Raw genomic sequence first — 23,417 nt, 5'->3', positions numbered from 1 at the left:
AGCCGACGCGATGACGCGTCGAAGGACGAAACCTGTTGGATACCGCTAGTCTCACCCACCACGGCGCGTTCGATGCGGCGCGCCCGCACGCGAGCCCGTACGCGGGCTCACCGGGCGGCGTGCGCATCGAGCACTTGAGCGTGCGTTACGGCGCGCGCACGGTGCTCGACGACCTGTCGCTCGACATCGGCGCGGGCGAGCTGCTCGCCGTGCTCGGCAAGAGCGGCTGCGGCAAGACGACGTTGCTGCGCTTCATCGCCGGCTTCGTGAAGGCGGACGGCCTGACGGGCACGCTCGCCGTCGCCGGCCGCGACCTGACGCATGCGCCGCCGCACAAGCGCAATCTCGGATTGCTGTTTCAGAACTACGCGCTGTTCCCGCATTTGACGGTGTTCGAGAACGTCGCGTTCGGGCTGCGCGCGCGGCGCATGTCGTCGTCGGAAATCGCGCGGCGCGTGGCCGATGCGCTCAAGCTCGTGCAGCTCGGCGACGCCGGACATCATCTGCCCGCGCAGTTGTCGGGCGGCATGCAGCAGCGCGTCGCGCTCGCGCGCGCGCTCGTGATCGAGCCGGACGTGCTGCTGCTCGACGAGCCGCTGTCCGCGCTCGACGCGAACCTGCGCGCGTCGGTGCGCAGCGAGCTGAAGGCGCTGCACGAGCGGCTGCCGAACCTGACCGTCGTCTGCGTGACGCACGATCGCGACGATGCGCTCGTGCTCGCCGACCGCGCGCTGCTGATGCGCGACGGCCGCGTCGCGCAGCTCGGCACGCCGCAGCAACTGTACGACGCGCCCGCTGACGGCTTCGTCGCGCGCTATCTGGGCGCGGCGAACCTGCTGCCGCCGAACGTCGTGTTCCCGTTCGGCGATCCGCGCCACGACGTGCGCGACAAGGTCGCATGCGTGAGGCCGGAGCGCCTGACGGTGTGCCCGCTCGGCGTCGGGCGGCTGCACGGCACGATCGCGTCGGTCGAATGGCACGGCGCGGCGCTGTCGCTGACCGTGACGCTCGATGCGGCGTGCGACGAGCCGGTGCTCGTCTCGATGCAGCGCGGCCGGGGCCCGGCGCCCGAGCGCGGCGCGCGCGTGTCGCTCGATTGCGAGGCGGACGATGTCGCTCTTATCTCGCCTTGAGCCGCGCGCGGCGCTCGCCGACGATCCGGCTGCGCACGCCCGCATCCGCGCATCGGCCGACGCGCACGACGCCGCCGCGCGCCGGCGCGAGCGCGGCGCGAACGCGCGCGTCGTCGCGCTCGCGGCCATCGTGCTCGGCCCGCTCGTGCTGTATCCGCTCGCGCGGCTCGTGCTGCTGAGCGTGCTCGGCGACCACGGCCCGACGCTCGCCGCGTACCGGGCCTTCTTCGCGAGTCACGACGTGCGCGACGTGCTCGGCACGACGCTCTGGGTGCTCGTCGCGAGCGCGGGCACCGCGTCGGTCGTCGGCGTGCTGCTCGCCGCGCTGCTGTTCTTCCGGCCGTTCCCGGGCGCGTCGCTCGTTACGCGCTTCCTCGAGCTGTACGTCGCGTTCCCGTCGTTTCTCGTCGCGTTCACGCTGATCTTCCTGTACGGCTCGCAAGGCTCGGTCAGCATCGCGCTGCAGCGCGTTCTCGGCCTCGACGCGCCGCCGCTCGATTTCCTGTTCGGCGCGGGCGGCGTGATTCTCGCTCAGACGGTGTTCTACACGCCGTTCGTCGTGCGGCCGACGCTCGCGTCGTTCGCAACGCTCGATCCGCGGCTCGTCGAAGCCGCGTCGAGCCTGGGCGCGAACGGCTGGATGCTCGCGCGGCGCGTCGTGCTGCCGCTCGCGTGGCCGGGCATCGCGGCGGGCGTGATCCTGTGCTTCCTGCTCACGCTGAACGAATTCGGCATCCTGCTCGTGCTCGGCAGCGCGAAGCTCGTCACGCTGCCGGTGGCGATCTACAGCAGCGCGACCGTCGACATCGATCTGCCGGCCGCGGCCGCCGGCGCGGTCGTGATGCTCGCGATGTCGCTCACGCTCTACGCGCTGTACCGGCGAATGAGCCGGCGCGCGAGCGAAGGAGGGCGCGATGTCCGCTGAATTCCCGGCGCGCGCCGCCGCGGTGCCGCGCCGCGAGCCGCGCTGGACCGATACGGCGGCGCGCGTCGCGTCGCGCGCGCTCGTCGCGCTCGCGGCCGTCGCCTGCTGCTGGCTGTTCGTGCTGCCCGTCGTCGTCGTCGCGTTGTCGAGCGTCGCCGAGCACTGGTCGGGCACGATCCTGCCGGCGGGCTACAGCCTGCGCTGGTTCGAGCGCCTCGGCCGGCCCGAATTCGACGCGCTCGCGGCGAGCCTCGAGATCGGGCTCGGCGTCGCCGCGCTCGGCACCGCGCTCGGCATCGCGCTGGCGCTCGCGCTCGAAGGGCGCAGCCGGCGCGGCGTCGGCGCGCTCGTCGACGCGCTCGTGATGCTGCCGAACGGCGTGCCGAGCGTCGTGCTCGGGCTCGCCGTGCTGATCGCGTATCACGCGAAGCCCGTCGATCTGTCGAGCTCGCCCGCGATCGTCGTGCTCGTGCAGCTCGCGCTCGTGCTGCCGTTCTGCTACCGGTGCGCGGCCGCCGCGTTGCGCCCCGAGCTGACCGTGCTGCGCGAGGCGGCGGCGAGCCTCGGCGCGCCGCCCGCGATGGTGTTGCGCCGCGTGCTGCTGCCGCAGCTCGTGCCGGCGATCCGCGCGAGCCTCGCGCTCGGCTTCGCGCTGTCGCTCGGCGAGCTCGGCGCGACGCTGACCGTCTATCCGCCCGGCTTCGCGACCGTGCCGATCGTCGTGATCGGCGACGTCGAGCGCGGCTACTACCTGCCCGCGTCGGCGCTGTCGCTGCTGCTGCTCGGCGCGTCGCTCGTCGCGCTCGTCGCGATCGCGGCGCGCGCGCCGCGGCCGGGGCGGTGAGCGCGAGGCGGCGCGCGCGTTGCGCGTAACATGAACGAAAGGCCCCCAAGGGCGGACACCATGAATCGACACATCGAAGTCAACGGGCGCGTCTACCGGATGCCGGCCGAGCCGACCGTCGCCGTCTGCGTCGACGGCTGCGAGTACGCGTATCTGGAAGAGGCCGCGAACGCGGGCGTCGCGCCGTTCATCGCGCGGATACTGCGCGAAGGCTCGGCGTTCGACGCCGACTGCGTGATCCCGTCGTTCACGAACCCGAACAACCTGTCGATCGTGTGCGGCGCGCCGCCGTCGGTGCACGGCATCTGCGGCAATTTCTTCTGGGATTCCGACGCGCAGGGTGGCGCGGGCGCCGCGGTGATGATGAACGACCCCGCGTACCTGCGCGCGGGCACGCTGCTCGCCGCGGCGGCGGACGCGGGCGCGCGGGTCGCGGTCGTGACCGCGAAGGACAAGCTGCGGCGGCTGCTCGGCTGGCGAATGCGCGGCGTGTGCTTCTCGGCGGAGAAGGCGAATCAGGCGAACCTCGGCGAGAACGGCATCTGCGACGTGCTCGACTTCGTCGGCCTGCCGTCGCCCGACGTCTACAGCGCGGCGCTGTCCGAATTCGTGCTCGCGGCGGGCGTGCGGCTCGCGCAGAGCCGGCGCGCGGACCTGATGTACCTGTCGACGACCGATTACGTGCAGCACAAGTGCGCGCCGGGCAGCGACGGCGCGAACGCGTTCTACGCGATGATGGACCGCTACCTCGCGGCGCTCGACGCGCTCGGCTGGGCGATCGGCGTGACCGCGGACCACGGGATGAACGCGAAGCACGATCCGCGCACGGGCGCGCCGAACGTCGTCTATCTGCAGGACGCGCTCGACGCGTGGCTCGGCCCGCGCCGCGCGCGCGTGATCCTGCCGATCACCGATCCGTACGTCGTCCATCACGGCGCGCTCGGCTCGTTCGCGACGATCTATCTCGAGCAAGACGCCGACGCAGCCGCGCTCATCGGCCGCCTGCGCGCGCTCGACGGCATCGAGCTCGCGCTCGGCAACGCGACGGCCGCCGGGCGCTTCGAGCTGCCGGCCGACCGGATCGGCGACGTCGTCGTCGTGAGCCGGCGCGACGTCGCGCTCGGCACGCGCGCGAGCGAGCACGACCTGTCGGGCCTGACGGTGCCGCTGCGCTCGCACGGCGGCCTGTCCGAGCAGCGCGTGCCGCTCCTGTTCAATCGCCGGATCGAGGGCGTCGAGCCGGACCGCCGGCTGCGCAACTTCGATCTGTTCGATCTCGCGCTGAACCGGGCCGTGCAATGACGGCGGCGCTCCTTCGCGACCATCCGGCGTTTCGCGCCGAGACGCTGCGCTGGTGCGGCGAGCGGGCGGCGCGCGCCCGGACGCTCGACGTATTCGATCCGTATTCGGGGATGCGCGTCGGCACGGCGCCGCTCGCGTCGGTCGACGACGTGCGGTGCGCGTTCGACTACGCGGCCGCCTATCGGCCGGCGCTGTCGCGCTACGAGCGCTCGCAGATCCTCGAGCGCGCGGCGGCGCGGCTGAACGCATGCGCGGAAGAAGCGTCGACGCTGATTTCGCTCGAATCGGGCCTGTCGAAGCAGGATTCGCGCTACGAGATCGGCCGCGTCGCGGACGTGTTCAAGTTCGCGTCGATCGAGGCGCTGCGCGACGACGCGCAGAGCTACTCGTGCGATCTGACGCCGCACGGCACGTCGCGCCGCGTGTTCTCGCAGCGGCAGCCGCTCGACGGCGTGATCGTCGCGATCACGCCGTTCAATCATCCGATGAACCAGGTCGCGCACAAGATCGCGCCCGCGATCGCGACGAACAACCGCGTGATCGTGAAGCCGTCGGAAAAGGTGCCGCTGTCGGCGCTGTATCTCGCCGACGTGCTGTACGAAGCGGGATTGCCCGAGCCGATGCTGCAGGTGCTGACGGGCGATCCGCGGGAGATCGCCGACGAGCTGCTCACGCACCCGAGCGCGACGCTGATCACGTTCACGGGCGGAGTCGCGATCGGCAAGTACATCGCGGCGAAGGCGGGCTACCGGCGCATCGTGCTCGAGCTGGGCGGCAACGATCCGCTGATCGTGCTCGACGACGCCGACCTCGAGCGCGCGGCGGCGCTCGCCGCGCAGGGCTCGTACAAGAATTCGGGGCAACGCTGCACGGCGGTCAAGCGCATCCTGGTGCAGAAGGGCGTCGCGCCTCGCTTCACGGAGCTGCTCGTCGAGAAGACCCGCGCATGGACGTACGGCGACCCGTTCGATCCGGCGAACCGGATGGGCACGGTGATCGACGAGGCGGCGGCCGCGCTGTTCGAGGCGCGCGTCGACGAGGCGGTGTCGCAAGGCGCGCGCCTGCTGGCCGGCAACGCGCGGCGCGGCGCGCTGTATGCGCCGACGGTGCTCGATCGCGTTGACGCGTCGATGACGCTCGTGCGGGAGGAAACGTTCGGGCCGGTGTCGCCGATCATCGCGTTCGACACGATCGACGACGCGATCCGGATCAGCAACGGCACCGCGTTCGGCCTGTCGTCGGGCGTGTGCACGGATCGCGCGGACGCGATCGTGCGCTTCGTCAATGAACTGAACGTCGGCACGGTGAACGTGTGGGAGGTGCCGGGCTACCGGCTCGAGCTGACGCCGTTCGGCGGGATCAAGGATTCGGGCTTGGGATACAAGGAAGGGGTCCAGGAGGCGATGAAGAGCTTCACGAACCTGAAGATCTTCTCCTTGCCGTGGTCGTGACGAGATGGCGCTGACACTCGACGACATTCGCGCGCTGTTCGATCGCCACGGCGACATCGCGTACAGCGGCGAGCCGGTGACGCAGCGCGAGCATGCGCTGCAAAGCGCGCAGCTCGCGCAAGAGGCGGGCGCGGGCGACGCGCTGATCGCGGCGGCGCTGTTGCACGACCTGGGGCACCTGCTGAATCTCCAGGGCGAGACGCCGACCGCGCACGGCATCGACGATCTGCATCAGTACTACGTGCTGCCGTTCCTGCGGCCGTTGCTGCCTGACGCGGCGCTGGAGCCGATCCGCCTGCACGTCGACGCGAAGCGCTGCCTCTGCGCGATCGACGCGTCGTATCGCGCCTGCCTGTCGGCGGACTCGGCGCGCAGCCTGCAGCTGCAGGGCGGCGTCTTCTCGGGCGCGCAAGCCGATGCGTTCCTGCAGCACCCCTACGCGGCGGACGCGATCCGCCTGCGCCGCTGGGACGATCTCGCGAAGGCGGCCGGCAAGGCCACGCCGGATGTGGATCACTACATGCGTGTGGTCGCGCGCGTCGCCGCTTCCTTATAAACGGCCGCGCGAGCGTCCTCTTGTATAAGGATAAGGGCGCTCATGCAAGGCAAGGACGCTCGCGCGGACACGGTCGAGCACGGGCGCCGAACCGATGCGCGCGGCCGCACGCATCGGCCGCTTCGCGATCCCGAAGCGTCGGCGCAAAAAACTGTCGAAAGGGGCTTGCGCGTGGGAGGGGTTATGCCTACAATCACGCCTCTTTCGCGCCAAGCCGAACGCGGCGCGAGAGGGGAAGCGGGAAGTTCCGATGCCGAGGTGGTGCGGTCGAAGCGGTAGCCGGCTGGCGGTGCGGAAAGGTGATCAGGGCGGAGCGCGACGCGGTAGTAAAAAAAAAAGTTGTTGACGCGCTGCGAATAAGTGATCATAATCTCGTTTCTCTGCTGCAGACAACGCAGCGCTGCTGAGAAGGCGGCAGAAAGTAGTGAAGTCTTCTCGCAGATGTGCTCTTTAACAATGAACAGCCGATAAGTGTGGGCGCTTGATGGAAGCGGGCGATCCTTGGATCGCAAGCAAAAGTATCAAGAGTCTCACACTAAAGTAAGTCAGGTTTATGGAGCAATTCATATACCTGTCAGCTTTGAGTGAGCGACCGGTTGGAAACAACCGAAAACAGTAACAGGAATTGAACTGAAGAGTTTGATCCTGGCTCAGATTGAACGCTGGCGGCATGCCTTACACATGCAAGTCGAACGGCAGCACGGGTGCTTGCACCTGGTGGCGAGTGGCGAACGGGTGAGTAAAACATCGGAACATGTCCTGTAGTGGGGGATAGCCCGGCGAAAGCCGGATTAATACCGCATACGATCTACGGATGAAAGCGGGGGACCTTCGGGCCTCGCGCTATAGGGTTGGCCGATGGCTGATTAGCTAGTTGGTGGGGTAAAGGCCTACCAAGGCGACGATCAGTAGCTGGTCTGAGAGGACGACCAGCCACACTGGGACTGAGACACGGCCCAGACTCCTACGGGAGGCAGCAGTGGGGAATTTTGGACAATGGGGGCAACCCTGATCCAGCAATGCCGCGTGTGTGAAGAAGGCCTTCGGGTTGTAAAGCACTTTTGTCCGGAAAGAAAACCTTTGGGCTAATACCCTAGGGGGATGACGGTACCGGAAGAATAAGCACCGGCTAACTACGTGCCAGCAGCCGCGGTAATACGTAGGGTGCGAGCGTTAATCGGAATTACTGGGCGTAAAGCGTGCGCAGGCGGTTTGCTAAGACCGATGTGAAATCCCCGGGCTCAACCTGGGAACTGCATTGGTGACTGGCAGGCTAGAGTATGGCAGAGGGGGGTAGAATTCCACGTGTAGCAGTGAAATGCGTAGAGATGTGGAGGAATACCGATGGCGAAGGCAGCCCCCTGGGCCAATACTGACGCTCATGCACGAAAGCGTGGGGAGCAAACAGGATTAGATACCCTGGTAGTCCACGCCCTAAACGATGTCAACTAGTTGTTGGGGATTCATTTCCTTAGTAACGTAGCTAACGCGTGAAGTTGACCGCCTGGGGAGTACGGTCGCAAGATTAAAACTCAAAGGAATTGACGGGGACCCGCACAAGCGGTGGATGATGTGGATTAATTCGATGCAACGCGAAAAACCTTACCTACCCTTGACATGGTCGGAATCCTGCTGAGAGGCGGGAGTGCTCGAAAGAGAACCGGCGCACAGGTGCTGCATGGCTGTCGTCAGCTCGTGTCGTGAGATGTTGGGTTAAGTCCCGCAACGAGCGCAACCCTTGTCCTTAGTTGCTACGCAAGAGCACTCTAAGGAGACTGCCGGTGACAAACCGGAGGAAGGTGGGGATGACGTCAAGTCCTCATGGCCCTTATGGGTAGGGCTTCACACGTCATACAATGGTCGGAACAGAGGGTCGCCAACCCGCGAGGGGGAGCCAATCCCAGAAAACCGATCGTAGTCCGGATTGCACTCTGCAACTCGAGTGCATGAAGCTGGAATCGCTAGTAATCGCGGATCAGCATGCCGCGGTGAATACGTTCCCGGGTCTTGTACACACCGCCCGTCACACCATGGGAGTGGGTTTTACCAGAAGTGGCTAGTCTAACCGCAAGGAGGACGGTCACCACGGTAGGATTCATGACTGGGGTGAAGTCGTAACAAGGTAGCCGTATCGGAAGGTGCGGCTGGATCACCTCCTTTCTCGAGCTTATTTCCGCGAAGTTGAGCGCTCACGCTTATCGGCTGTAATCAAGACAGACTCAGGGGTCTGTAGCTCAGTCGGTTAGAGCACCGTCTTGATAAGGCGGGGGTCGTTGGTTCGAATCCAACCAGACCCACCAAGTTGTCTGGCGCAGGAAACCTGGGTGAAGTCTCTGTAGGGGGCATAGCTCAGCTGGGAGAGCACCTGCTTTGCAAGCAGGGGGTCGTCGGTTCGATCCCGTCTGCCTCCACCAATTGCGGTGCTCGTTAGTGCTTCAGCGCTTACGAGCATCTCACTCCCGAAGGGAGTCCCAATGGAGAATATTTGATTGGGTTCGAGAGAACGAATCGAGTATTCCCCATTGGCGATTGAGCCAGTCAGAGTGATACGTAGTATGTATCGGCTGTCGTTCTTTAACAATCTGGAAGAAGTAAGTAATTTGGATAGCGGAAGCGTCTAATGAGATGGACGTGGAAACTATCCGGGTTGTGATTGTATCGATGTATCTCAAGATGATTCGGGTCTACTCCCTTCGGGAGTGGGGCCGGCGTAAGCGCTAAAGCGCTAACGCCGGACCGACATCAATTTTGGAATACGGCACAACGCGAGAACTCAACCTGTAGCGACTGTCGTCCCCCATGCGGGGATGGGGCCCTCGTAAGCGCTAAAGCGCTAACGATGGCCGACATGAGACAGACTCGTTATAGGGTCAAGCGAACAAGTGCATGTGGTGGATGCCTTGGCGATCACAGGCGATGAAGGACGCGGTAGCCTGCGAAAAGCTACGGGGAGCTGGCAAACGAGCTTTGATCCGTAGATGTCCGAATGGGGAAACCCACTCCTTTTGGAGTATCCATGGCTGAATACATAGGTCATGTGAGGCGAACGCGGTGAACTGAAACATCTAAGTAACCGCAGGAAAAGAAATCAACCGAGATTCCCAAAGTAGTGGCGAGCGAAATGGGAAGAGCCTGTACTCTTTATCTGTATTGTTAGTCGAACGCTCTGGAAAGTGCGGCCATAGCAGGTGATAGCCCTGTAGACGAAAACAGTATGGAAGAACTAGGTGTACGACAAGTAGGGCGGGACACGTGAAATCCTGTCTGAAGATGGGGGGACCATCCTCCAAGGCTAAATACTCGTGATCGACCGATAGTGAACCAGTACCGTGAGGGAAAGGCGAAAAGAACCCCGGGAGGGGAGTGAAATAGATCCTGAAACCGCATGCATACAAACAGTCGGAGCCTCGTAAGGGGTGACGGCGTACCTTTTGTATAATGGGTCAGCGACTTACGTTCAGTAGCAAGCTTAACCGAATAGGGCAGGCGTAGCGAAAGCGAGTCCGAATAGGGCGTTCAGTTGCTGGGCGTAGACCCGAAACCAAGTGATCTATCCATGGCCAGGATGAAGGTGCGGTAACACGTACTGGAGGTCCGAACCCACTAACGTTGAAAAGTTAGGGGATGAGCTGTGGATAGGGGTGAAAGGCTAAACAAACTTGGAAATAGCTGGTTCTCTCCGAAAACTATTTAGGTAGTGCCTCGTGTCTCACCTTCGGGGGTAGAGCACTGTCATGGTTGGGGGGTCTATTGCAGATTACCCCGCCATAGCAAACTCCGAATACCGAAGAGTGCAATCACGGGAGACAGACATCGGGTGCTAACGTCCGGTGTCAAGAGGGAAACAACCCAGACCGCCAGCTAAGGTCCCCAAATATGGCTAAGTGGGAAACGAAGTGGGAAGGCTAAAACAGTCAGGAGGTTGGCTTAGAAGCAGCCACCCTTTAAAGAAAGCGTAATAGCTCACTGATCGAGTCGTCCTGCGCGGAAGATGTAACGGGGCTAAGCCATATACCGAAGCTGCGGATGCGTGCTTTGCACGCATGGTAGGAGAGCGTTCCGTAAGCCTGCGAAGGTGCGTTGAAAAGCGTGCTGGAGGTATCGGAAGTGCGAATGCTGACATGAGTAGCGATAAAGGGGGTGAAAGGCCCCCTCGCCGTAAGCCCAAGGTTTCCTACGCAACGTTCATCGGCGTAGGGTGAGTCGGCCCCTAAGGCGAGGCAGAAATGCGTAGCTGATGGGAAGCAGGTCAATATTCCTGCACCATTGTTAAATGCGATGGGGGGACGGATCGCGGAAGGTTGTCCGGGTGTTGGAAGTCCCGGTCGCTGCATTGGAGAAGGCGCTTAGGCAAATCCGGGCGCGGAATTCAAGGGTGTGGCGCGAGCTTCTTAGGAAGCGAAGCAATTGGAAGTGGTTCCAAGAAAAGCCTCTAAGCTTCAGTTTAACGATGACCGTACCGCAAACCGACACAGGTGGGCGAGATGAGTATTCTAAGGCGCTTGAGAGAACTCGGGAGAAGGAACTCGGCAAATTGGTACCGTAACTTCGGGATAAGGTACGCCCTGGTAGCTTGATGCGCCTGCGCGCAAAGGGTGAAGGGGTTGCAATAAACTGGTGGCTGCGACTGTTTAATAAAAACACAGCACTCTGCAAACACGAAAGTGGACGTATAGGGTGTGACGCCTGCCCGGTGCCGGAAGATTAAATGATGGGGTGCAAGCTCTTGATTGAAGTCCCGGTAAACGGCGGCCGTAACTATAACGGTCCTAAGGTAGCGAAATTCCTTGTCGGGTAAGTTCCGACCTGCACGAATGGCGTAACGATGGCCACACTGTCTCCTCCCGAGACTCAGCGAAGTTGAAGTGTTTGTGATGATGCAATCTACCCGCGGCTAGACGGAAAGACCCCATGAACCTTTACTGTAGCTTTGCATTGGACTTTGAACCGATCTGTGTAGGATAGGTGGGAGGCTATGAAACCGGAACGCTAGTTTCGGTGGAGCCGTCCTTGAAATACCACCCTGGTTTGTTTGAGGTTCTAACCTTGGCCCGTGATCCGGGTCGGGGACAGTGCATGGTAGGCAGTTTGACTGGGGCGGTCTCCTCCCAAAGCGTAACGGAGGAGTACGAAGGTACGCTAGGTACGGTCGGAAATCGTGCTGATAGTGCAATGGCATAAGCGTGCTTAACTGCGAGACCGACAAGTCGAGCAGGTGCGAAAGCAGGTCATAGTGATCCGGTGGTTCTGTATGGAAGGGCCATCGCTCAACGGATAAAAGGTACTCTGGGGATAACAGGCTGATACCGCCCAAGAGTTCATATCGACGGCGGTGTTTGGCACCTCGATGTCGGCTCATCTCATCCTGGGGCTGTAGCCGGTCCCAAGGGTATGGCTGTTCGCCATTTAAAGAGGTACGTGAGCTGGGTTTAAAACGTCGTGAGACAGTTTGGTCCCTATCTGCCGTGGGCGTTGGAAGTTTGAAGGGGGCTGCTCCTAGTACGAGAGGACCGGAGTGGACGAACCTCTGGTGTACCGGTTGTGACGCCAGTCGCATCGCCGGGTAGCTATGTTCGGAAGAGATAACCGCTGAAAGCATCTAAGCGGGAAACTCGCCTTAAGATGAGACTTCCCCGGGGACTTGATCCCCTTGAAGGGTCGTTCGAGACCAGGACGTTGATAGGTCGGGTGTGTAAGCGCAGTAATGCGTTCAGCTAACCGATACTAATTGCCCGTAAGGCTTGATCCTATAACAAGTCTGTCTCGGTAGTCGTTGGCGCGTCAGCGCTCACGGATATCGAGTGTCGAGTGCAAGGCGCTCGACGTACTGCGGTTGAAGTACCGCGTATGTGTGAGATACAACCTCACAACCCACCCAAGATTACTGCTTCTTCCCAGATTGGTTCTGTTGGCCGCGCCAGCAGAACAACCCTCTTTGCCTGATGACCATAGCGAGTCGGTCCCACCCCTTCCCATCCCGAACAGGACCGTGAAACGACTCCACGCCGATGATAGTGCGGATTGCCCGTGTGAAAGTAGGTAATCGTCAGGCTCCCCTCTGAAAACCCCCGCCCTCGCCGGCGGGGGTTTTGCTTTTTACGCCTCCGCCAATCCCCTGAACGCCCTCGGCAGGAGCCTCGCGCTCCAGCTCCCGCCTCGACTCCCTTCTCGCTCGAGCGCGGGCGGGCCTCTCGGACGCTCCGCACGCGCTCTTGGGATTCGACCGGCCCTCGCGTCTAGTCCGCCGATCGTAAGCGCGAATTTAACCCCACCTAGAATCGAAAGCTGAACGAGCGCAGGCTTGCGTCCGCAACTACAACTTGCGGACGCAACCGATGACACAGAACGAAGTTGATTTCCTGCCACTGCGGGTGACCGGCGTGACCGCGACGGGCAAGCGCAGGTTTGACGCCGAGGGTAAGCGCAAGCTGATTGAAGCCTGCCTGCAGCCGGGCGCGTCAATTGCCGGACTGGCGTTGAAGGCGGGTGTGAACGCGAACCAGCTGCATAAGTGGATTCAATTGCGCGAACGCGCGAATGCTGCTGTGACGGCGTGCGTCGAGCCCTTGCCATCGGCATTCGTGCCGGTCGTTCCGATCAACGAGGTGGCACCGGTGCGCACGAACCCCGAGCCGGTGAACGTACGGCGAACGTCACACAGGTACGAAGCGGCGAAGGCAATGACGCCGGCGCGACTATCAGCGCAGTTGCCCAACGGCGTAACGCTACAGCTCGAATGCGCCGCACACGATGGCGCTCTCGTGAAGGCGATGATCGAAGCGTTGGGGGCACGCTGATGTTCCGCTTCGACGCGGACCTGCAGATCTACCTGCACCGCGAGCCCATCGACTTCCGCGCCGGCATCAACAGCCTCGTCGCGCTGGTCGAGCAGTCGATGCTGCTCGATCCGCTTGCGCGAGCCGTCTTCGCGTTCCACAACCGCAAACGCGATCGCGTGAAGCTTCTGCTGTATGACCGGGCCGGATTCTGGCTCCTATTGAAACGCCTCGAGGCCGACCGTTTCGTTTGGCCCCGCCGTCAGCAAGCCGTGATCGAACTGACGGCCGAGCAGCTTCACCTGCTGCTCGACGGCGTCGATATCGACGCCGTGCGCCGCCACCCAGCGCGGCAGTACTGCCACACGAACTGAAGCAGGGTATCGCCGCTGTTGCCAGTAAACAACGGCGGCTTTAGCTGTTACAAATTCGCGTAAACCTATTTGGCTCTGCGTTTCGCTATCGTTGAGCGCATGTCCCCTCCCAATCTCCCCCAGAGGTGGCCTCACTCGTTCGGACAGTTTTCTGAGATTTTTAAGTGGAACGTCCGAGGCAATCATGCTGCCGATTTGATCGCAGGCAGCGTCGCGAAGTATGCCTCATCCGGCGTCCGATCCGCCAGGCTCGAATGGGGCCGTTTTCGGTTGTACAGCTCGATGTAGTCGCCGATGGAGCGCCGGGCATGGCTGACCGACTCGTAAGCTCGCAGGTAAACCTCTTCGTACTTGACGCTGCGCCACACGCGTTCGACGAACACGTTGTCGCGCCAGGCCCCTTTACCGTCCATCGACAGCCGCACGCCTCGACCCAGTACGGCCTCGGTGAACGCGCCCGCCGTGAACTGGCTGCCCTGATCGGTGTTCACAATGTCCGGCAGCCCGTAGCGCGCGAACGCTTCCTCGAGCGCCTCGACGGCGTGCACTGCTTCCAGCGTGATCGCCACCCGGTGCGAGAGCACCTTGCGACTTGACCAATCCACTACTGCCGTCAGGTACACGAAGCCTCGCGCCATCGGAATGTATGTCGTGTCCAGTGCCCACGCCTGATTGGCCCGGGCGATTTTCATGCCGCGCAGCAGGTACGGCCAGATCTTGTGCTGCGCATTGCGTCGGCTCGTGTTCGGCTTGCAGTACAGCGCTTCCACGCCCATGCGTTTCATCAGCGTGCGCACGCGGCGGCGGCCGACCTCATAGCCTTCCCGGCGCAACAGACGCGCCAGCATCCGCGCTCCGGCAAACGGAAACTCCATGTGCAGTTCGTCGATCCGCCGCATCAGCAACTGGTCCGCCTCGCTCACTGGCTGCGCCCGGTAATACGCGCTCGATCTCGCGATGCCAACCAGTCGCGTCTGTCGCGAAACCGGCAGCGCATGCGTACGGTCAATCATCGCTTTGCGCTCAGCAGTCCGGCTTTGCCGAGCGCTCCTGACAAAAAATCGTTCTCCAGCGTCAACTGTCCGATTTTCGCGTGCAGCGTTTTCACGTCCACCGGCGGCTCGTTCGACGGTGGAGCGGCCGCGCCGAACACATCCGCCGCACGCTCCTGCAGTTGCCGCTTCCACTCCGTGATCTGGTTCGGGTGCACATCGAACTGCTGCGCCAGTTCGGCCAGCGTGCGCTCGCCCTTGACCGCCGCCAGGGCCACTTTCGCTTTGAACGCCGCTGAGTGCGTCCGTCGGGTTCTCTTCGTCATCTTTCCGGTTCCTTTGCCTGCATTATCGCTGGCTCAGGCCCCGGGCATTCCACTTACCCGACTGTCCGAATTTGCGCGGCCACCTCTGTTTGAGTACCAGCCGGGGCGTGGCCAGCAGTACCCGAAGGAGTTCCTCGGAGACTACGCGGGCACGCTGATGACGGACGGCTGGCCTGCGTGGCGGACGGTCAAATCGGCCACGCACCTCGGATGCCTTGCGCATGGACGCCGGATGTTCACGGATGCGCTCAAGGGGCAGAAGAACAAACCGAGCCCCCGCATCACGAAGGCGCTCGAATTCTTCCAGGCGCTGTACCAGGTCGAGACGCTCGCCAAACAGACGTTGCCCGAAGGCGAGACGCTGGCCGATTACCGGTACCGCTTGCGCCAACAGCACAGCGTGCCGTTGCTAAACGCCTTCAAGAGTTGGCTCGACGAGCTCGCGCCGAAGGTTCTGCCCAAGAGCCTGCTAGGCGAGGCGATCGGCTACTGTCTCCGGCAATGGCCTTACCTGAGTCGCTATGTGGACGATGGCCGGTTTGCAATAGACAACAACGTCATCGAACGCGACATCAGGCCGTTTGCCACGGCGAGAAAGTCGTGGCTCTTCAGCGATACGGTCGACGGCGCGAAAGCGAGCGCGATGGTCTACAGCCTGATGCTCACGTGTCGAGCCTGTGGCGTCGATCCCCATGCCTATCTGCTGCACGTGCTGACCGAATTGCCGCAGCGCGCACCGGATGCCGATATTGGCGACCTGCTACCGTTCAACTTCGCTCGACAGCAAGCCGTTACCGGGTAACTCCGATCGCTACCGCGCTGGGCCGAAGTATTGGTCCCACTGTTCCGAATCGGGATCGAGTCGGCGCACAATCGCGTCGTCTGCCCGCGCGATCAACCGTTCCAGCATCTGGCGCTTCGTTACCGAGTAACGGCGAGCTAACCGCGTCAGAGCAAGATACGCTTCCGTGCTCACCCACATATCCAGACGTCGATCACCGTTGCCGTCCTTGCCTGCCGTCTCGCGCCTTGCCCGATAAGCCGCCTGCCGCTGCGCCGTCGTTTGCGTCATCTCGCATCTCCTTCGTTACCCGGTAACTATCGATTCGAAACATGTTACCCGGTAACACGTCACCTAACGACGTGTGGCGGATTTAGCGCTTACCGCCGATCTGCTCCACGCGTTTCGCGGTGTGAGCGCCTTGGTCACTGGCGAGCCTTTTCGGAGCGACGGCGATACTTATTCCGTCTTGAGCCGGTGGCCAGATGTTTTCCATCGAGTAAGCGCCTCGCGAAGGCCGTCCGCAATCCGGCGCGCACGTGAGGCATGATTGGTTATCGAGCGCTCGTGTTGGCCCGCTGGCAATCAGCCCGTGGAGGCAGGTGGGCAAGACTTCCCTGGCAGCTTTTTTGCCACGTTCCAGGGTAGTAATTCGTCGATGCGGTTAATGGGGTGATCAGCGATATGGGTCAGCACGTATTCGAGGTAAGCGCGCGGGTTGATCCCGTTCAGCTTGCACGTGCCGATCAGGCTGTACATCGCCGCGGCCCGTTTCCCCCCACTGTCGGAGCCGGCGAACAAGAAGTTCTTTCGACCCAGACTCACACAGCGCAACGCGTTTTCGGCCAGGGCGTTGCTGATCTCGGCACGGCCCTCTTCGCAGTACAGCACGAGGGCATCCCACTGATTAAGCGAGTAATGGATCGCTTTGGCCAATTCGGATTTCTTCGACAGCGTCGCGAGTTTGTCCGTCATCCACGTCTTGATGGCCGCGAGCAGCGGGATGCTTTTCTCCTGGCGCACGCGCAGCCGCTGCGCGGCGGGTTTGCCGCGGATGTCGGCCTCGATCGCGTAAAGTGCACCGATCAGCTCGAGCACCTCCCGGGTCGCCTCGGCAGGCGTTCGGGCATGCACGTCGTATATGTACCGTCTCGCGTGGTCCCAGCATGCCGCCTCGCGAATCTTGCCGCTCTCGTACAGTTCGTTGAAGCCGCTGTAGGCGTCGGCTTGCAAGATACCCTTGAATCCGTCCAGGTGGGTCTGGGGATGAATGCCTTTGCGGTCCGGCGAGTAAGCAAACCACACTGCGGCCGGTTCGGTCGAGCCCGAACGAGTGTCATCGCGCACATACACCCACAGGCGCCCCGTCTTCGTCTTCTTCTTGCCCGGCTCGAGTACCGGGATAGGCGTGTCATCCGCGTGCAGCTTCGACGGCGCCACCGTGTAGCGGCGCAGTGCCTCGGTCAGCGCATCGCAAAGGGCCTCGCACTGGCCGACCCAGCGGCCCATGCTGGCCGGGTCGAGCTTCACGCCGTCGCGCGCGGCTATCTGCGACTGGCGGTACAACGGGGCGTGGTCGGCGTACTTCGAGACGAGGATGTCGGCCAGCAGGCTCGGATGGGCGATGCTGCGCGTAATCGGCAGGCCGGGCATCGCCGGCTGCGAGAAGTGGTGGCCGCACGGGCAAACCGTCTTGCGCCGGATCGTACGAATCACCTTGAACACCGCCGCGACGCGGGCGAGCTGCTCGGACACGTCTTCTCCGAGCGGCTGCATTGCGCTGCCGCACTTCGGACACGTTGCGTCAGCCTCCAGTACACGTTCTTCGCGTGGCAGATGCGGCGGCAGCGCTTCTTTCGGCGATGCGTCGCTCACAGGCGTGCTTGCGCTTGATTGGCGGGCGCGCCGCACATCGGCGACGCCACGCTCGCCCGTCAGGTCCTCGAGCGCTGTTTCTAGCCGTGCAACCTCGCGGTCCAACTGCTCGGACTTGCGTCCGAATTGCATGCGCCTAAGCTTGTCGAGCTGAGCCTTGAGTTGCTCGATCTCCAGATCGCGCTCGGCAAGCTGAGCACGAGCCTCGAGCAGCAATGCTCGCAGCGTTTCAACATCGTCAGGAAGTTCGGCGCCGTTCGACATGCGGCGCAGTTTACGAGCCTTCTGCTCGGTTTACAACATCGACAGTGCAGCGGTGCGACGCGGTTGCCGCCAATCGATGCCTTCGAGCAACATGGACAATTGCGCTGCCGTCAGATGAACCTTGCCGCCATCGGCCTGCGGCCAGACGAAACGACCACGCTCAAGCCGTTTCGCAAGAAGCCAGAGCCCGTCCTCGGTTGCCCACATGAGCTTCACGAGATCGCCGCGCCGGCCCCGGAAGATGAACACGTTGCCGCTGAGCGCATTGTCCTCGAGCGCCGTGTGCACCTTCGCCGCCAGCCCTTGGAATCCGCAGCGCATGTCGGTGACGCCGGCCACCAGCCAGACTCGGGTACCCGTGGGAAGAGAGATCACGATTGCATGCTCCCCAGTACAACACGTAGCGTGTCGGCGTCCACAATGCCGTCCACCTTGACGACCACCTCACCGAATCGAATCTCGATTGTCCCGGCTCGAGTAGTGCGGTTGCCCACTGCCCGAGCTTCCGAGGGCATGGTCACGCGCTGCGCCGGCGTTTCATCGACCACCGCCACCGGAATCAGCGACGTCGTTTGGGCCAGCAATTGCTCGCGATAGTGACGCCGCCACGTGAACAGCATGTTTGCATTGATGCCATTCTCGCGCGCCAGCTTTGCGACCGAAGCACCCGGCTCGCATGCCGCGGCCGCAAGACGGCGTCGAAACTCGCGATCATAGTTTGGGCGCCCCTTGCGGCTCCCGGGCTTGGCTTCCGGCTCTGTCACGGTGATGTCTGCGTATTCCAGGCCAAAGCGAACGCGGATTCCAGAGCAAACCGAACGCAGTTTCCACGACAAACCGAACGCTGATTCCACGGCAAACCGAACGCACTTTCCACGCGTAAGCGAACGGTAGGAAGGACGGCGGCGATGCGGGATAACCATGGCACGCTGGACGATTTGGTCCAGGGTGCCACGAATGCCAAGAACAAGGTTATCCATGCGTCAGATCAAAGAGGTGCTGCGCCTGCGGTTTGTCTGCGAGCGCAGCCAAAGCGAAATCGCGCGCACGATTGGCGCGTCCAAGGCGACGGTCTGGGAGTACCTGGATCGGGCCAGACGGGCGCAAGTGAGCTACGAACGGGCGACGGCGATGGACGACGCGGCGCTCGAGGCACTGCTGTTCCCGCCGGCGCCGCCGTCGAACCGCGAGCGCCCGAAGCCCGATTGGCCGACGGTGCATCGCGAGTTGGGCAAGAAGGGTGTCACGCTCGATCTGTTGTGGAACGAGTACAAGGCCCAGGAGCCCGATGGCTACGGCTACAGCTGGTTCTGCGAGCATTACGAGCGTTGGGCGGCGACTCTGCCGGTGACGCTGCGTCAGACCCATGCGCCCGGCGAGAAGCTGTTCGTCGATTACTCGGGCAACAAGCTCGGCATCGTTGATCCGCACACCGGCGAGATCCGCGAAGCCGAGCTGTTCGTCGCGACGCTCGGCGCATCGAACTACACGTACGCGGAAGCGACGTGGAGCCAGCAGCTCGAGGACTGGATCGGCTCGCACGTCCGGGCCTTCACGTTCCTTGGCGGCTGCGTGGAGATTGTCGTGCCGGACAACCTGAAGTCCGGCGTGCACAAGCCCGACTTCTACGATCCGATTCTGAATCGCACTTACGGCGAGATGGCCGCGTATTACGGCGTAGCGATCATCCCAGCACGCAGCCGGCGCCCGCGGGACAAGGAGTAGGTTTCACATTGCACCTTGTCCGGTAGTTGGAGCGGCGATGAAGGTTGCTTGTGTTGCTTTGCGTCCACCCGCGCCTCTTACGAGCAGGACATTCCCCGGAGGTTCGTACAGACAGCGGTGATCATGCCCGTAAACCTGCCGCCGTAGAAGTCCTTGGCGACCCCATTGATGGATGGTGGTCTGGCTCACTTTGAACTGCGCGGCGAGCTCGGCGCCGGTAAGCAGACCGCGCGAGCGCAGTCGCTCAAATCGGCTCGGCAATCCATAGGTGGTCCGCACCAGCGCAACCTTCCTGGCGGTAAATGCTTGCTGCTGCCAGTTTGTATATCCAAGTTCATTGAGTCGCGTGGCGACCTGCTGATCGGTACACGTTTCGAGAAGCTCATCGATAACCGTCACGACGGCCGGTAGTGTCTTGCGTACAAGTGCCATCGGCCTGGGATTGTCGACCGCCAGTGAAGTCGTCCGGCCACCCCGGAAACGCACGTGGATCGAGACCTTCTCTGACTTCACAAGAGTGACGTCTTCGATAAGCAGTCCGAGCATTCGCTTGCGCTCGATGGATTCGACGCGCCTATCGTTCCAGACGGCGGCGAAGTCATCTGCAAGAGCGCGGATACGCGCACGAGCCTCATCTCCAAGCAGATCCTGGTCTGACCGGCGTTGGCGATCGTGTTCCTGCTGCAGCACGTCAAGTCGACGTAGGCGATCGTTCCAATCGGCTTCCAGCGCATCGGCAACCATCCGGTTCGCTGGATCGACATTCATGTAGCGACGGCGGGCGAGTTCGGCTTCGTATCGTGCGCGTTCCAGTTGCTTCAGACGCATGGAATCGGCCTGCTCAATACGTCCGGCGATCTCGTCCTCGACTGCGAGCGCCACTTCGATGGTTGCCGGCCCAACTGTCTCCAGGAGCAACGCACTGATTGCATCATCGATCGCACGCCCACGTATCGACTGGCATGGTTTGCCCGCATCGTGAGCAGCGACGTCGTGACATACGTAGTACGGCTCCATCCTGTCGCTTACCTTCTGATAGCGCACACGCATGCGATTGCCGCAAATACCGCAGATGACGCGCCCCTGCAGCAGTCCGTCCCCTTCGCGAGGGACCGTACCTCGCACGAGCGAACCGAAGCCATTCGCGCTTTGCCTAAGCGTCACCTGATTGCGCTCGAATTCGTCCCAGTCAATGTAACCGATGTGGGCGTCTCGTATGAGAACCTGCCAGTCGGATTGCGCGACCTTGAGTTGCGTGCTCGTCAAGTCGGCTTTGCGTCCAATTCTCGTCCGACCGTACACAAAGGCACCGGCATATCGGGGATTGTGGAGGATCTGTAGAACACGCGATGTGTTCAGTGCGCCCCAGTGCACTTCGCCTTTGCCGATGCCGCGGCGGATCCGGCGCGGGAAGGACCAGCCTTCGCGACGGAAGCGGCGTACCACCATGCTTGCCGAGTGCGTTTGCCGGTAGGTATCGAACAGCAGTCGCAGGCTCGCGTGGATTTGCTGGTCGGGGTCGAGCACAACCGATCCGTTTGGATGGTAGACCAGCCCGACGGGAAGTGGCAGTTCGAGTTCGCCACGTCGCGCCTTGTTGCGCATCCCACCCTGCAACCGCGCGTTCAGCACGTGCAGCTCCGCCTCGCTCATGGTTCCCTTCAGGCCGAGCAGCAGGCGGTCGTTGAAGTAAGCCGGATCATAGACCCCGTCTTCGTCCAGAATCAGGGTGTGGGTCAGTGCCGCAAGTTCGATGAGCCGATGCCAATCGGCGTTGTTGCGCGCCAGACGAGATACCTCAAGTCCGAGTACGATGCCGGCGTGGCCTATGGCGACCTCCGAAACCAGTTGCTGGAACCCGTCCCGGTGTTCTGCGCTTGCACCGGACAGCCCAAGATCGGTGTCGATAACGTGGATGCGTTCGATGGGCCAGCCCAGTGACACGGCGCGCTCACGCAAAGCATACTGGCGCTTCGTACTCTCGGTGTTCTCAAAGACCTGGCGTAGTGAAGATTGCCGCACATAGAGGAAGGCATCACGGCGCAAGTGGTCGTGCGTAACCTTCTGATACCGTTCAGTAGACATGGGCGAGCTCCGAATGGGTCCGTAGAACGAGGTTGGCCAGCAAACGCACAAACTCGTCGCCAGCCGGAAAGGCGTCCATACGCTGCGCCTGGTGACGCGAGGTAGCGTCTATGGCCGCCGTTGACTTCACGAGTACAGGAAGTCCATGCAGCATCCCGTGATAGCGCAGCGCTGCGGCGCCCTCGGCGCGCGGGGTGCCGTCGATCACCGCATCGCGTAGGGCCTCGTAAGCGGCGGTCAAGGCTTGCGCGAAGGGGACGGCGGCAACGGTTGGCTCTACGGTTTTTTTTTGCGCGCGATTGCGCGTTCGATGCTGCGGGGGTGGACAGAGATGCCGAGCTCGGATTCCAGTTGCTCGGCTAGCGCCCGGGCGTGAATCGCGCCATCGCCTTCGAGATGTCGTTCGACGAACGCCATCGCCTCGAAATTGAGCTTGTGCGCTCCCTTGGGCCCACGCTGCTTCGGAGCGAGTCCTGCCAAGCCATCGCGAGCAAACGCGGCCTCGGCCTGATAGAAGGTTGGCCGTGACATGCCGAACAGGGCCGCAGCATCGGCCTTCGATGCGCCGTCGACGCTGACATGGCGCAGCATCTCGTACTTGACTTGAATCAAGTCGCGGGCGTCGAAAAAATCGCTCGACTGGAACCAGGAAGCCTGCACCCTCTCGGGATGGGGATTCAGTACCCCGAGGCGCCTGAGACGTTCCAGCTTTGGATCGGGCTTGGTCAAGATCGCTGCACCGGTGCAAAGTGTGTAATCTAAAATATGCCGCACACACGTCAATGTCAAGGTCGGCGCGCAATCGAATGCGCCGGCCAAATCGCGATATTGTGGGTATATTGCTACGCACGTCGCGCTCACGCGAATCTGATGCGGCGTAATTTAACTTACATTGGCGGCGTAATTTACTTGACACGCCCCAGGACCTCCGGCCTCAGGTCGTCGATTAGCGCGCGCAGCCTCCGAAGGTCGTCGACACGAAAGGCGGAGCGCCCCGCCGCAGCCTGCGCGAACGCGTCCGGCTCATCCACGTTCGTCCATGAGGCCAGTATCGATACCAGCTGGCCATGTTCGTCGTAGAACATGACGCGGTCCTCTCCCCAGTTGATGCGCCGGGTAGCCAGCTGGATTCGTGTACCGCGTCGCGGGTGAAAGGGATGGGTGATCTCGACCGTTACGGCCGTGCAACCGTCGTCACGACAAGCAGTTGCTGACTTACGATAAGGCGAAGGTCGAGCAATCGGTGCTCCTCGTTCAGCGCTGGATTCTGGCGCGGCTGCGCCACCAGCGCCTGTTCAGCCTCGATGAAGCGAACCGCGCGATCGCCACACTGCTCGTCGGTTTGAACAACAAGCCGTTCAAGAAGCTGCCCGGCTGTCGCCGCAGTGCCTTCGAGGAACTCGATCGCCCGGCGTTGCGGCCGCTGCCCGAGCGGCCGTATCAGTTCGCCCAGTGGAAGCTCGCGCGCGTCGGGATCGACTACCACGTCGAAGTCGTCGAGCACTTCTACTCCGTGCCGTACCGCTACGCGCGCGAACAGGTCGACGTGCGCTACACCAGGACCAGCGTCGAGATCTTCCATCGCGGCCAGCGCATTGCCGCGCATGCCCGCAGTGAGCGGCGCGGCCATCACAGCACGATCGCCGCGCACATGCCGCCGAATCACCGGGTGGCCACCACCGAGTGGAACCCGCAACGCCTGCTCAAATGGGCAGCCAGTATCGGTCCGCACACCGCCGCCGTCGTCGAGCACCTGCTCAGTGGCCGCCAACACCCGGAGCAAGCCTACCGCGCCTGCCTGGGTGTGCTGCGGCTGGGCAAGGACTACGGGGCCACGCGGCTGGAGGCCGCCTGCAGCCGCGCCATCGATCTGAAAGCGTCGAACTACCGCTTCATTGCGTCGACGCTGAAGAACGGTCTGGAAAGCAAGGCCGAGACGGCCGCCGCCCAGGCCGAGTTGCCGCTCGTGCACGCGAACGTGCGCGGACCATCCTACTACCACTGACTG

The 23,417-nt window shown here is 62.6% G+C and carries 17 protein-coding genes, 2 tRNA genes, 3 rRNA genes and 3 pseudogenes; 16 read left to right on the top strand and 9 right to left on the bottom strand.

The window, feature by feature from the left end:
* The first annotated feature begins 35 nt into the window (after positions 1 to 35).
* The 13 genes from phnT to tnpB (WS78_RS28125) all read left to right on the top strand — a co-directional run bounded on the left by phnT (position 36) and on the right by tnpB (WS78_RS28125) (position 13,361).
* Positions 36 to 1,133 carry a 2-aminoethylphosphonate ABC transport system ATP-binding subunit PhnT gene (gene phnT / locus WS78_RS28195; protein ID WP_059579928.1) on the top strand — a complete coding sequence of 366 codons (1,098 nt, stop codon included), beginning with the start codon at positions 36 to 38 and terminating at the stop codon, positions 1,131 to 1,133.
* Positions 1,111 to 2,058, top strand: a complete 948-nt coding sequence (gene phnU, locus WS78_RS28190) for a 2-aminoethylphosphonate ABC transporter permease subunit (RefSeq protein WP_038754955.1) — start codon at positions 1,111 to 1,113, stop codon at positions 2,056 to 2,058. The genes phnT and phnU overlap by 23 nt, the downstream gene beginning before the upstream one ends.
* On the top strand, positions 2,048 to 2,902 hold the full coding sequence (gene phnV, locus WS78_RS28185) for a 2-aminoethylphosphonate ABC transport system, membrane component PhnV (protein WP_038754958.1): 855 nt from the start codon (positions 2,048 to 2,050) through the stop codon (positions 2,900 to 2,902). The genes phnU and phnV overlap by 11 nt, the downstream gene beginning before the upstream one ends.
* A gap of 60 nt (positions 2,903 to 2,962) precedes the next feature.
* Complete coding sequence (gene phnA, locus WS78_RS28180; RefSeq protein ID WP_394335886.1) at positions 2,963 to 4,204, top strand: phosphonoacetate hydrolase; 1,242 nt, start codon at positions 2,963 to 2,965, stop codon at positions 4,202 to 4,204.
* Positions 4,201 to 5,655, top strand: a complete 1,455-nt coding sequence (gene phnY / locus WS78_RS28175) for a phosphonoacetaldehyde dehydrogenase (RefSeq protein WP_059579922.1) — start codon at positions 4,201 to 4,203, stop codon at positions 5,653 to 5,655. Before phnA ends, phnY begins: the two co-directional genes overlap by 4 nt.
* A gap of 4 nt (positions 5,656 to 5,659) precedes the next feature.
* Entirely contained in the window at positions 5,660 to 6,211 is a 552-nt protein-coding gene (locus tag WS78_RS28170) for a phosphonate degradation HD-domain oxygenase (RefSeq protein WP_038754968.1), read from the top strand.
* Positions 6,212 to 6,838: 627 nt separating this feature from the next.
* A 16S ribosomal RNA gene (locus WS78_RS28160) occupies positions 6,839 to 8,371 on the top strand.
* Between the two features lie 63 nt (positions 8,372 to 8,434).
* A tRNA-Ile gene (locus WS78_RS28155) sits at positions 8,435 to 8,511 on the top strand.
* Between the two features lie 38 nt (positions 8,512 to 8,549).
* Positions 8,550 to 8,625 (top strand) — tRNA-Ala (locus tag WS78_RS28150).
* Between the two features lie 454 nt (positions 8,626 to 9,079).
* Positions 9,080 to 11,960: ribosomal RNA gene (locus WS78_RS28140) — 23S ribosomal RNA — on the top strand.
* A gap of 189 nt (positions 11,961 to 12,149) precedes the next feature.
* Positions 12,150 to 12,263, top strand: a 5S ribosomal RNA gene (gene rrf, locus WS78_RS28135).
* The 16S, 23S and 5S rRNA genes sit together here with 2 tRNA genes alongside, the layout of an rRNA operon.
* 283 nt (positions 12,264 to 12,546) lie before the next feature.
* On the top strand, positions 12,547 to 13,008 hold the full coding sequence (gene tnpA, locus WS78_RS28130; protein ID WP_059584105.1) for an IS66-like element accessory protein TnpA: 462 nt from the start codon (positions 12,547 to 12,549) through the stop codon (positions 13,006 to 13,008).
* On the top strand, positions 13,008 to 13,361 hold the full coding sequence (gene tnpB / locus WS78_RS28125; RefSeq protein ID WP_059580646.1) for an IS66 family insertion sequence element accessory protein TnpB: 354 nt from the start codon (positions 13,008 to 13,010) through the stop codon (positions 13,359 to 13,361). The genes tnpA (WS78_RS28130) and tnpB (WS78_RS28125) overlap by 1 nt, the downstream gene beginning before the upstream one ends.
* A 182-nt stretch (positions 13,362 to 13,543) precedes the next feature.
* Here tnpB (WS78_RS28125) and WS78_RS28120 read toward each other — a convergent pair.
* A protein-coding gene (locus WS78_RS28120; RefSeq protein WP_394335868.1) for an IS3 family transposase occupies positions 13,544 to 14,679 on the bottom strand; the annotation gives its coding sequence in 2 pieces (ribosomal slippage) (positions 13,544 to 14,424 and positions 14,424 to 14,679; 1,137 coding nt in all).
* Between the two features lie 85 nt (positions 14,680 to 14,764).
* Between WS78_RS28120 and tnpC (WS78_RS28115) the strand changes: the two are divergent.
* Positions 14,765 to 15,481 (top strand): annotated as a pseudogene (gene tnpC / locus WS78_RS28115) (IS66 family transposase); the annotation flags it as partial.
* A gap of 9 nt (positions 15,482 to 15,490) precedes the next feature.
* Here the strand turns inward: tnpC (WS78_RS28115) and WS78_RS28110 are convergent.
* From WS78_RS28110 to tnpA (WS78_RS28095), 4 genes are all read right to left on the bottom strand, one after another.
* On the bottom strand, positions 15,491 to 15,751 hold the full coding sequence (locus WS78_RS28110) for a hypothetical protein (protein ID WP_045598729.1): 261 nt from the start codon (positions 15,749 to 15,751) through the stop codon (positions 15,491 to 15,493).
* Between the two features lie 294 nt (positions 15,752 to 16,045).
* Positions 16,046 to 17,599, bottom strand: coding sequence for an IS66 family transposase (gene tnpC, locus WS78_RS28105; RefSeq protein WP_059584212.1), 1,554 nt, complete (start codon positions 17,597 to 17,599; stop codon positions 16,046 to 16,048).
* Between the two features lie 30 nt (positions 17,600 to 17,629).
* Complete coding sequence (tnpB, locus tag WS78_RS28100) at positions 17,630 to 17,938, bottom strand: IS66 family insertion sequence element accessory protein TnpB (RefSeq protein ID WP_348982041.1); 309 nt, start codon at positions 17,936 to 17,938, stop codon at positions 17,630 to 17,632.
* 32 nt (positions 17,939 to 17,970) lie between these two features.
* Positions 17,971 to 18,579, bottom strand: a complete 609-nt coding sequence (gene tnpA, locus WS78_RS28095; protein ID WP_226377246.1) for an IS66-like element accessory protein TnpA — start codon at positions 18,577 to 18,579, stop codon at positions 17,971 to 17,973.
* On the opposite strand from tnpA (WS78_RS28095), the pseudogene istA reads away from it, so the two are divergent.
* A pseudogene (gene istA, locus WS78_RS28090) lies at positions 18,557 to 19,318 on the top strand (IS21 family transposase); the annotation flags it as partial. The gene tnpA (WS78_RS28095) and the pseudogene istA sit on opposite strands and share 23 nt — an antisense overlap.
* Before the next feature lie 9 nt (positions 19,319 to 19,327).
* Here istA and WS78_RS28085 read toward each other — a convergent pair.
* From WS78_RS28085 to WS78_RS28070, 4 genes are all read right to left on the bottom strand, one after another.
* Positions 19,328 to 21,409, bottom strand: a complete 2,082-nt coding sequence (locus WS78_RS28085; protein ID WP_059581534.1) for a recombinase family protein — start codon at positions 21,407 to 21,409, stop codon at positions 19,328 to 19,330.
* Complete coding sequence (locus tag WS78_RS28080) at positions 21,399 to 21,650, bottom strand: hypothetical protein (protein WP_059581537.1); 252 nt, start codon at positions 21,648 to 21,650, stop codon at positions 21,399 to 21,401. Before WS78_RS28080 ends, WS78_RS28085 begins: the two co-directional genes overlap by 11 nt.
* Positions 21,651 to 21,685: 35 nt before the next feature.
* Positions 21,686 to 22,138, bottom strand: coding sequence for a helix-turn-helix domain-containing protein (locus tag WS78_RS28075; protein WP_059581540.1), 453 nt, complete (start codon positions 22,136 to 22,138; stop codon positions 21,686 to 21,688).
* Positions 22,139 to 22,314: 176 nt separating this feature from the next.
* A complete protein-coding gene (locus WS78_RS28070; RefSeq protein ID WP_156432289.1) occupies positions 22,315 to 22,575 on the bottom strand; it encodes a DUF5372 family protein in 261 nt (86 codons plus the stop codon).
* Between the two features lie 53 nt (positions 22,576 to 22,628).
* On the opposite strand from WS78_RS28070, the pseudogene WS78_RS28065 reads away from it, so the two are divergent.
* Positions 22,629 to 23,414: pseudogene (locus WS78_RS28065) on the top strand (Mu transposase domain-containing protein); the annotation flags it as partial.
* Positions 23,415 to 23,417: the final 3 nt, after the last annotated feature.

Origin of the sequence: Burkholderia savannae, from assembly GCF_001524445.2 — a bacterium.
In the GTDB taxonomy this organism is placed as follows: domain Bacteria; phylum Pseudomonadota; class Gammaproteobacteria; order Burkholderiales; family Burkholderiaceae; genus Burkholderia; species Burkholderia savannae.
Note: the sequence above shows the minus strand (reverse complement) of the source record. Positions and strands in the feature narration are given on the sequence as shown.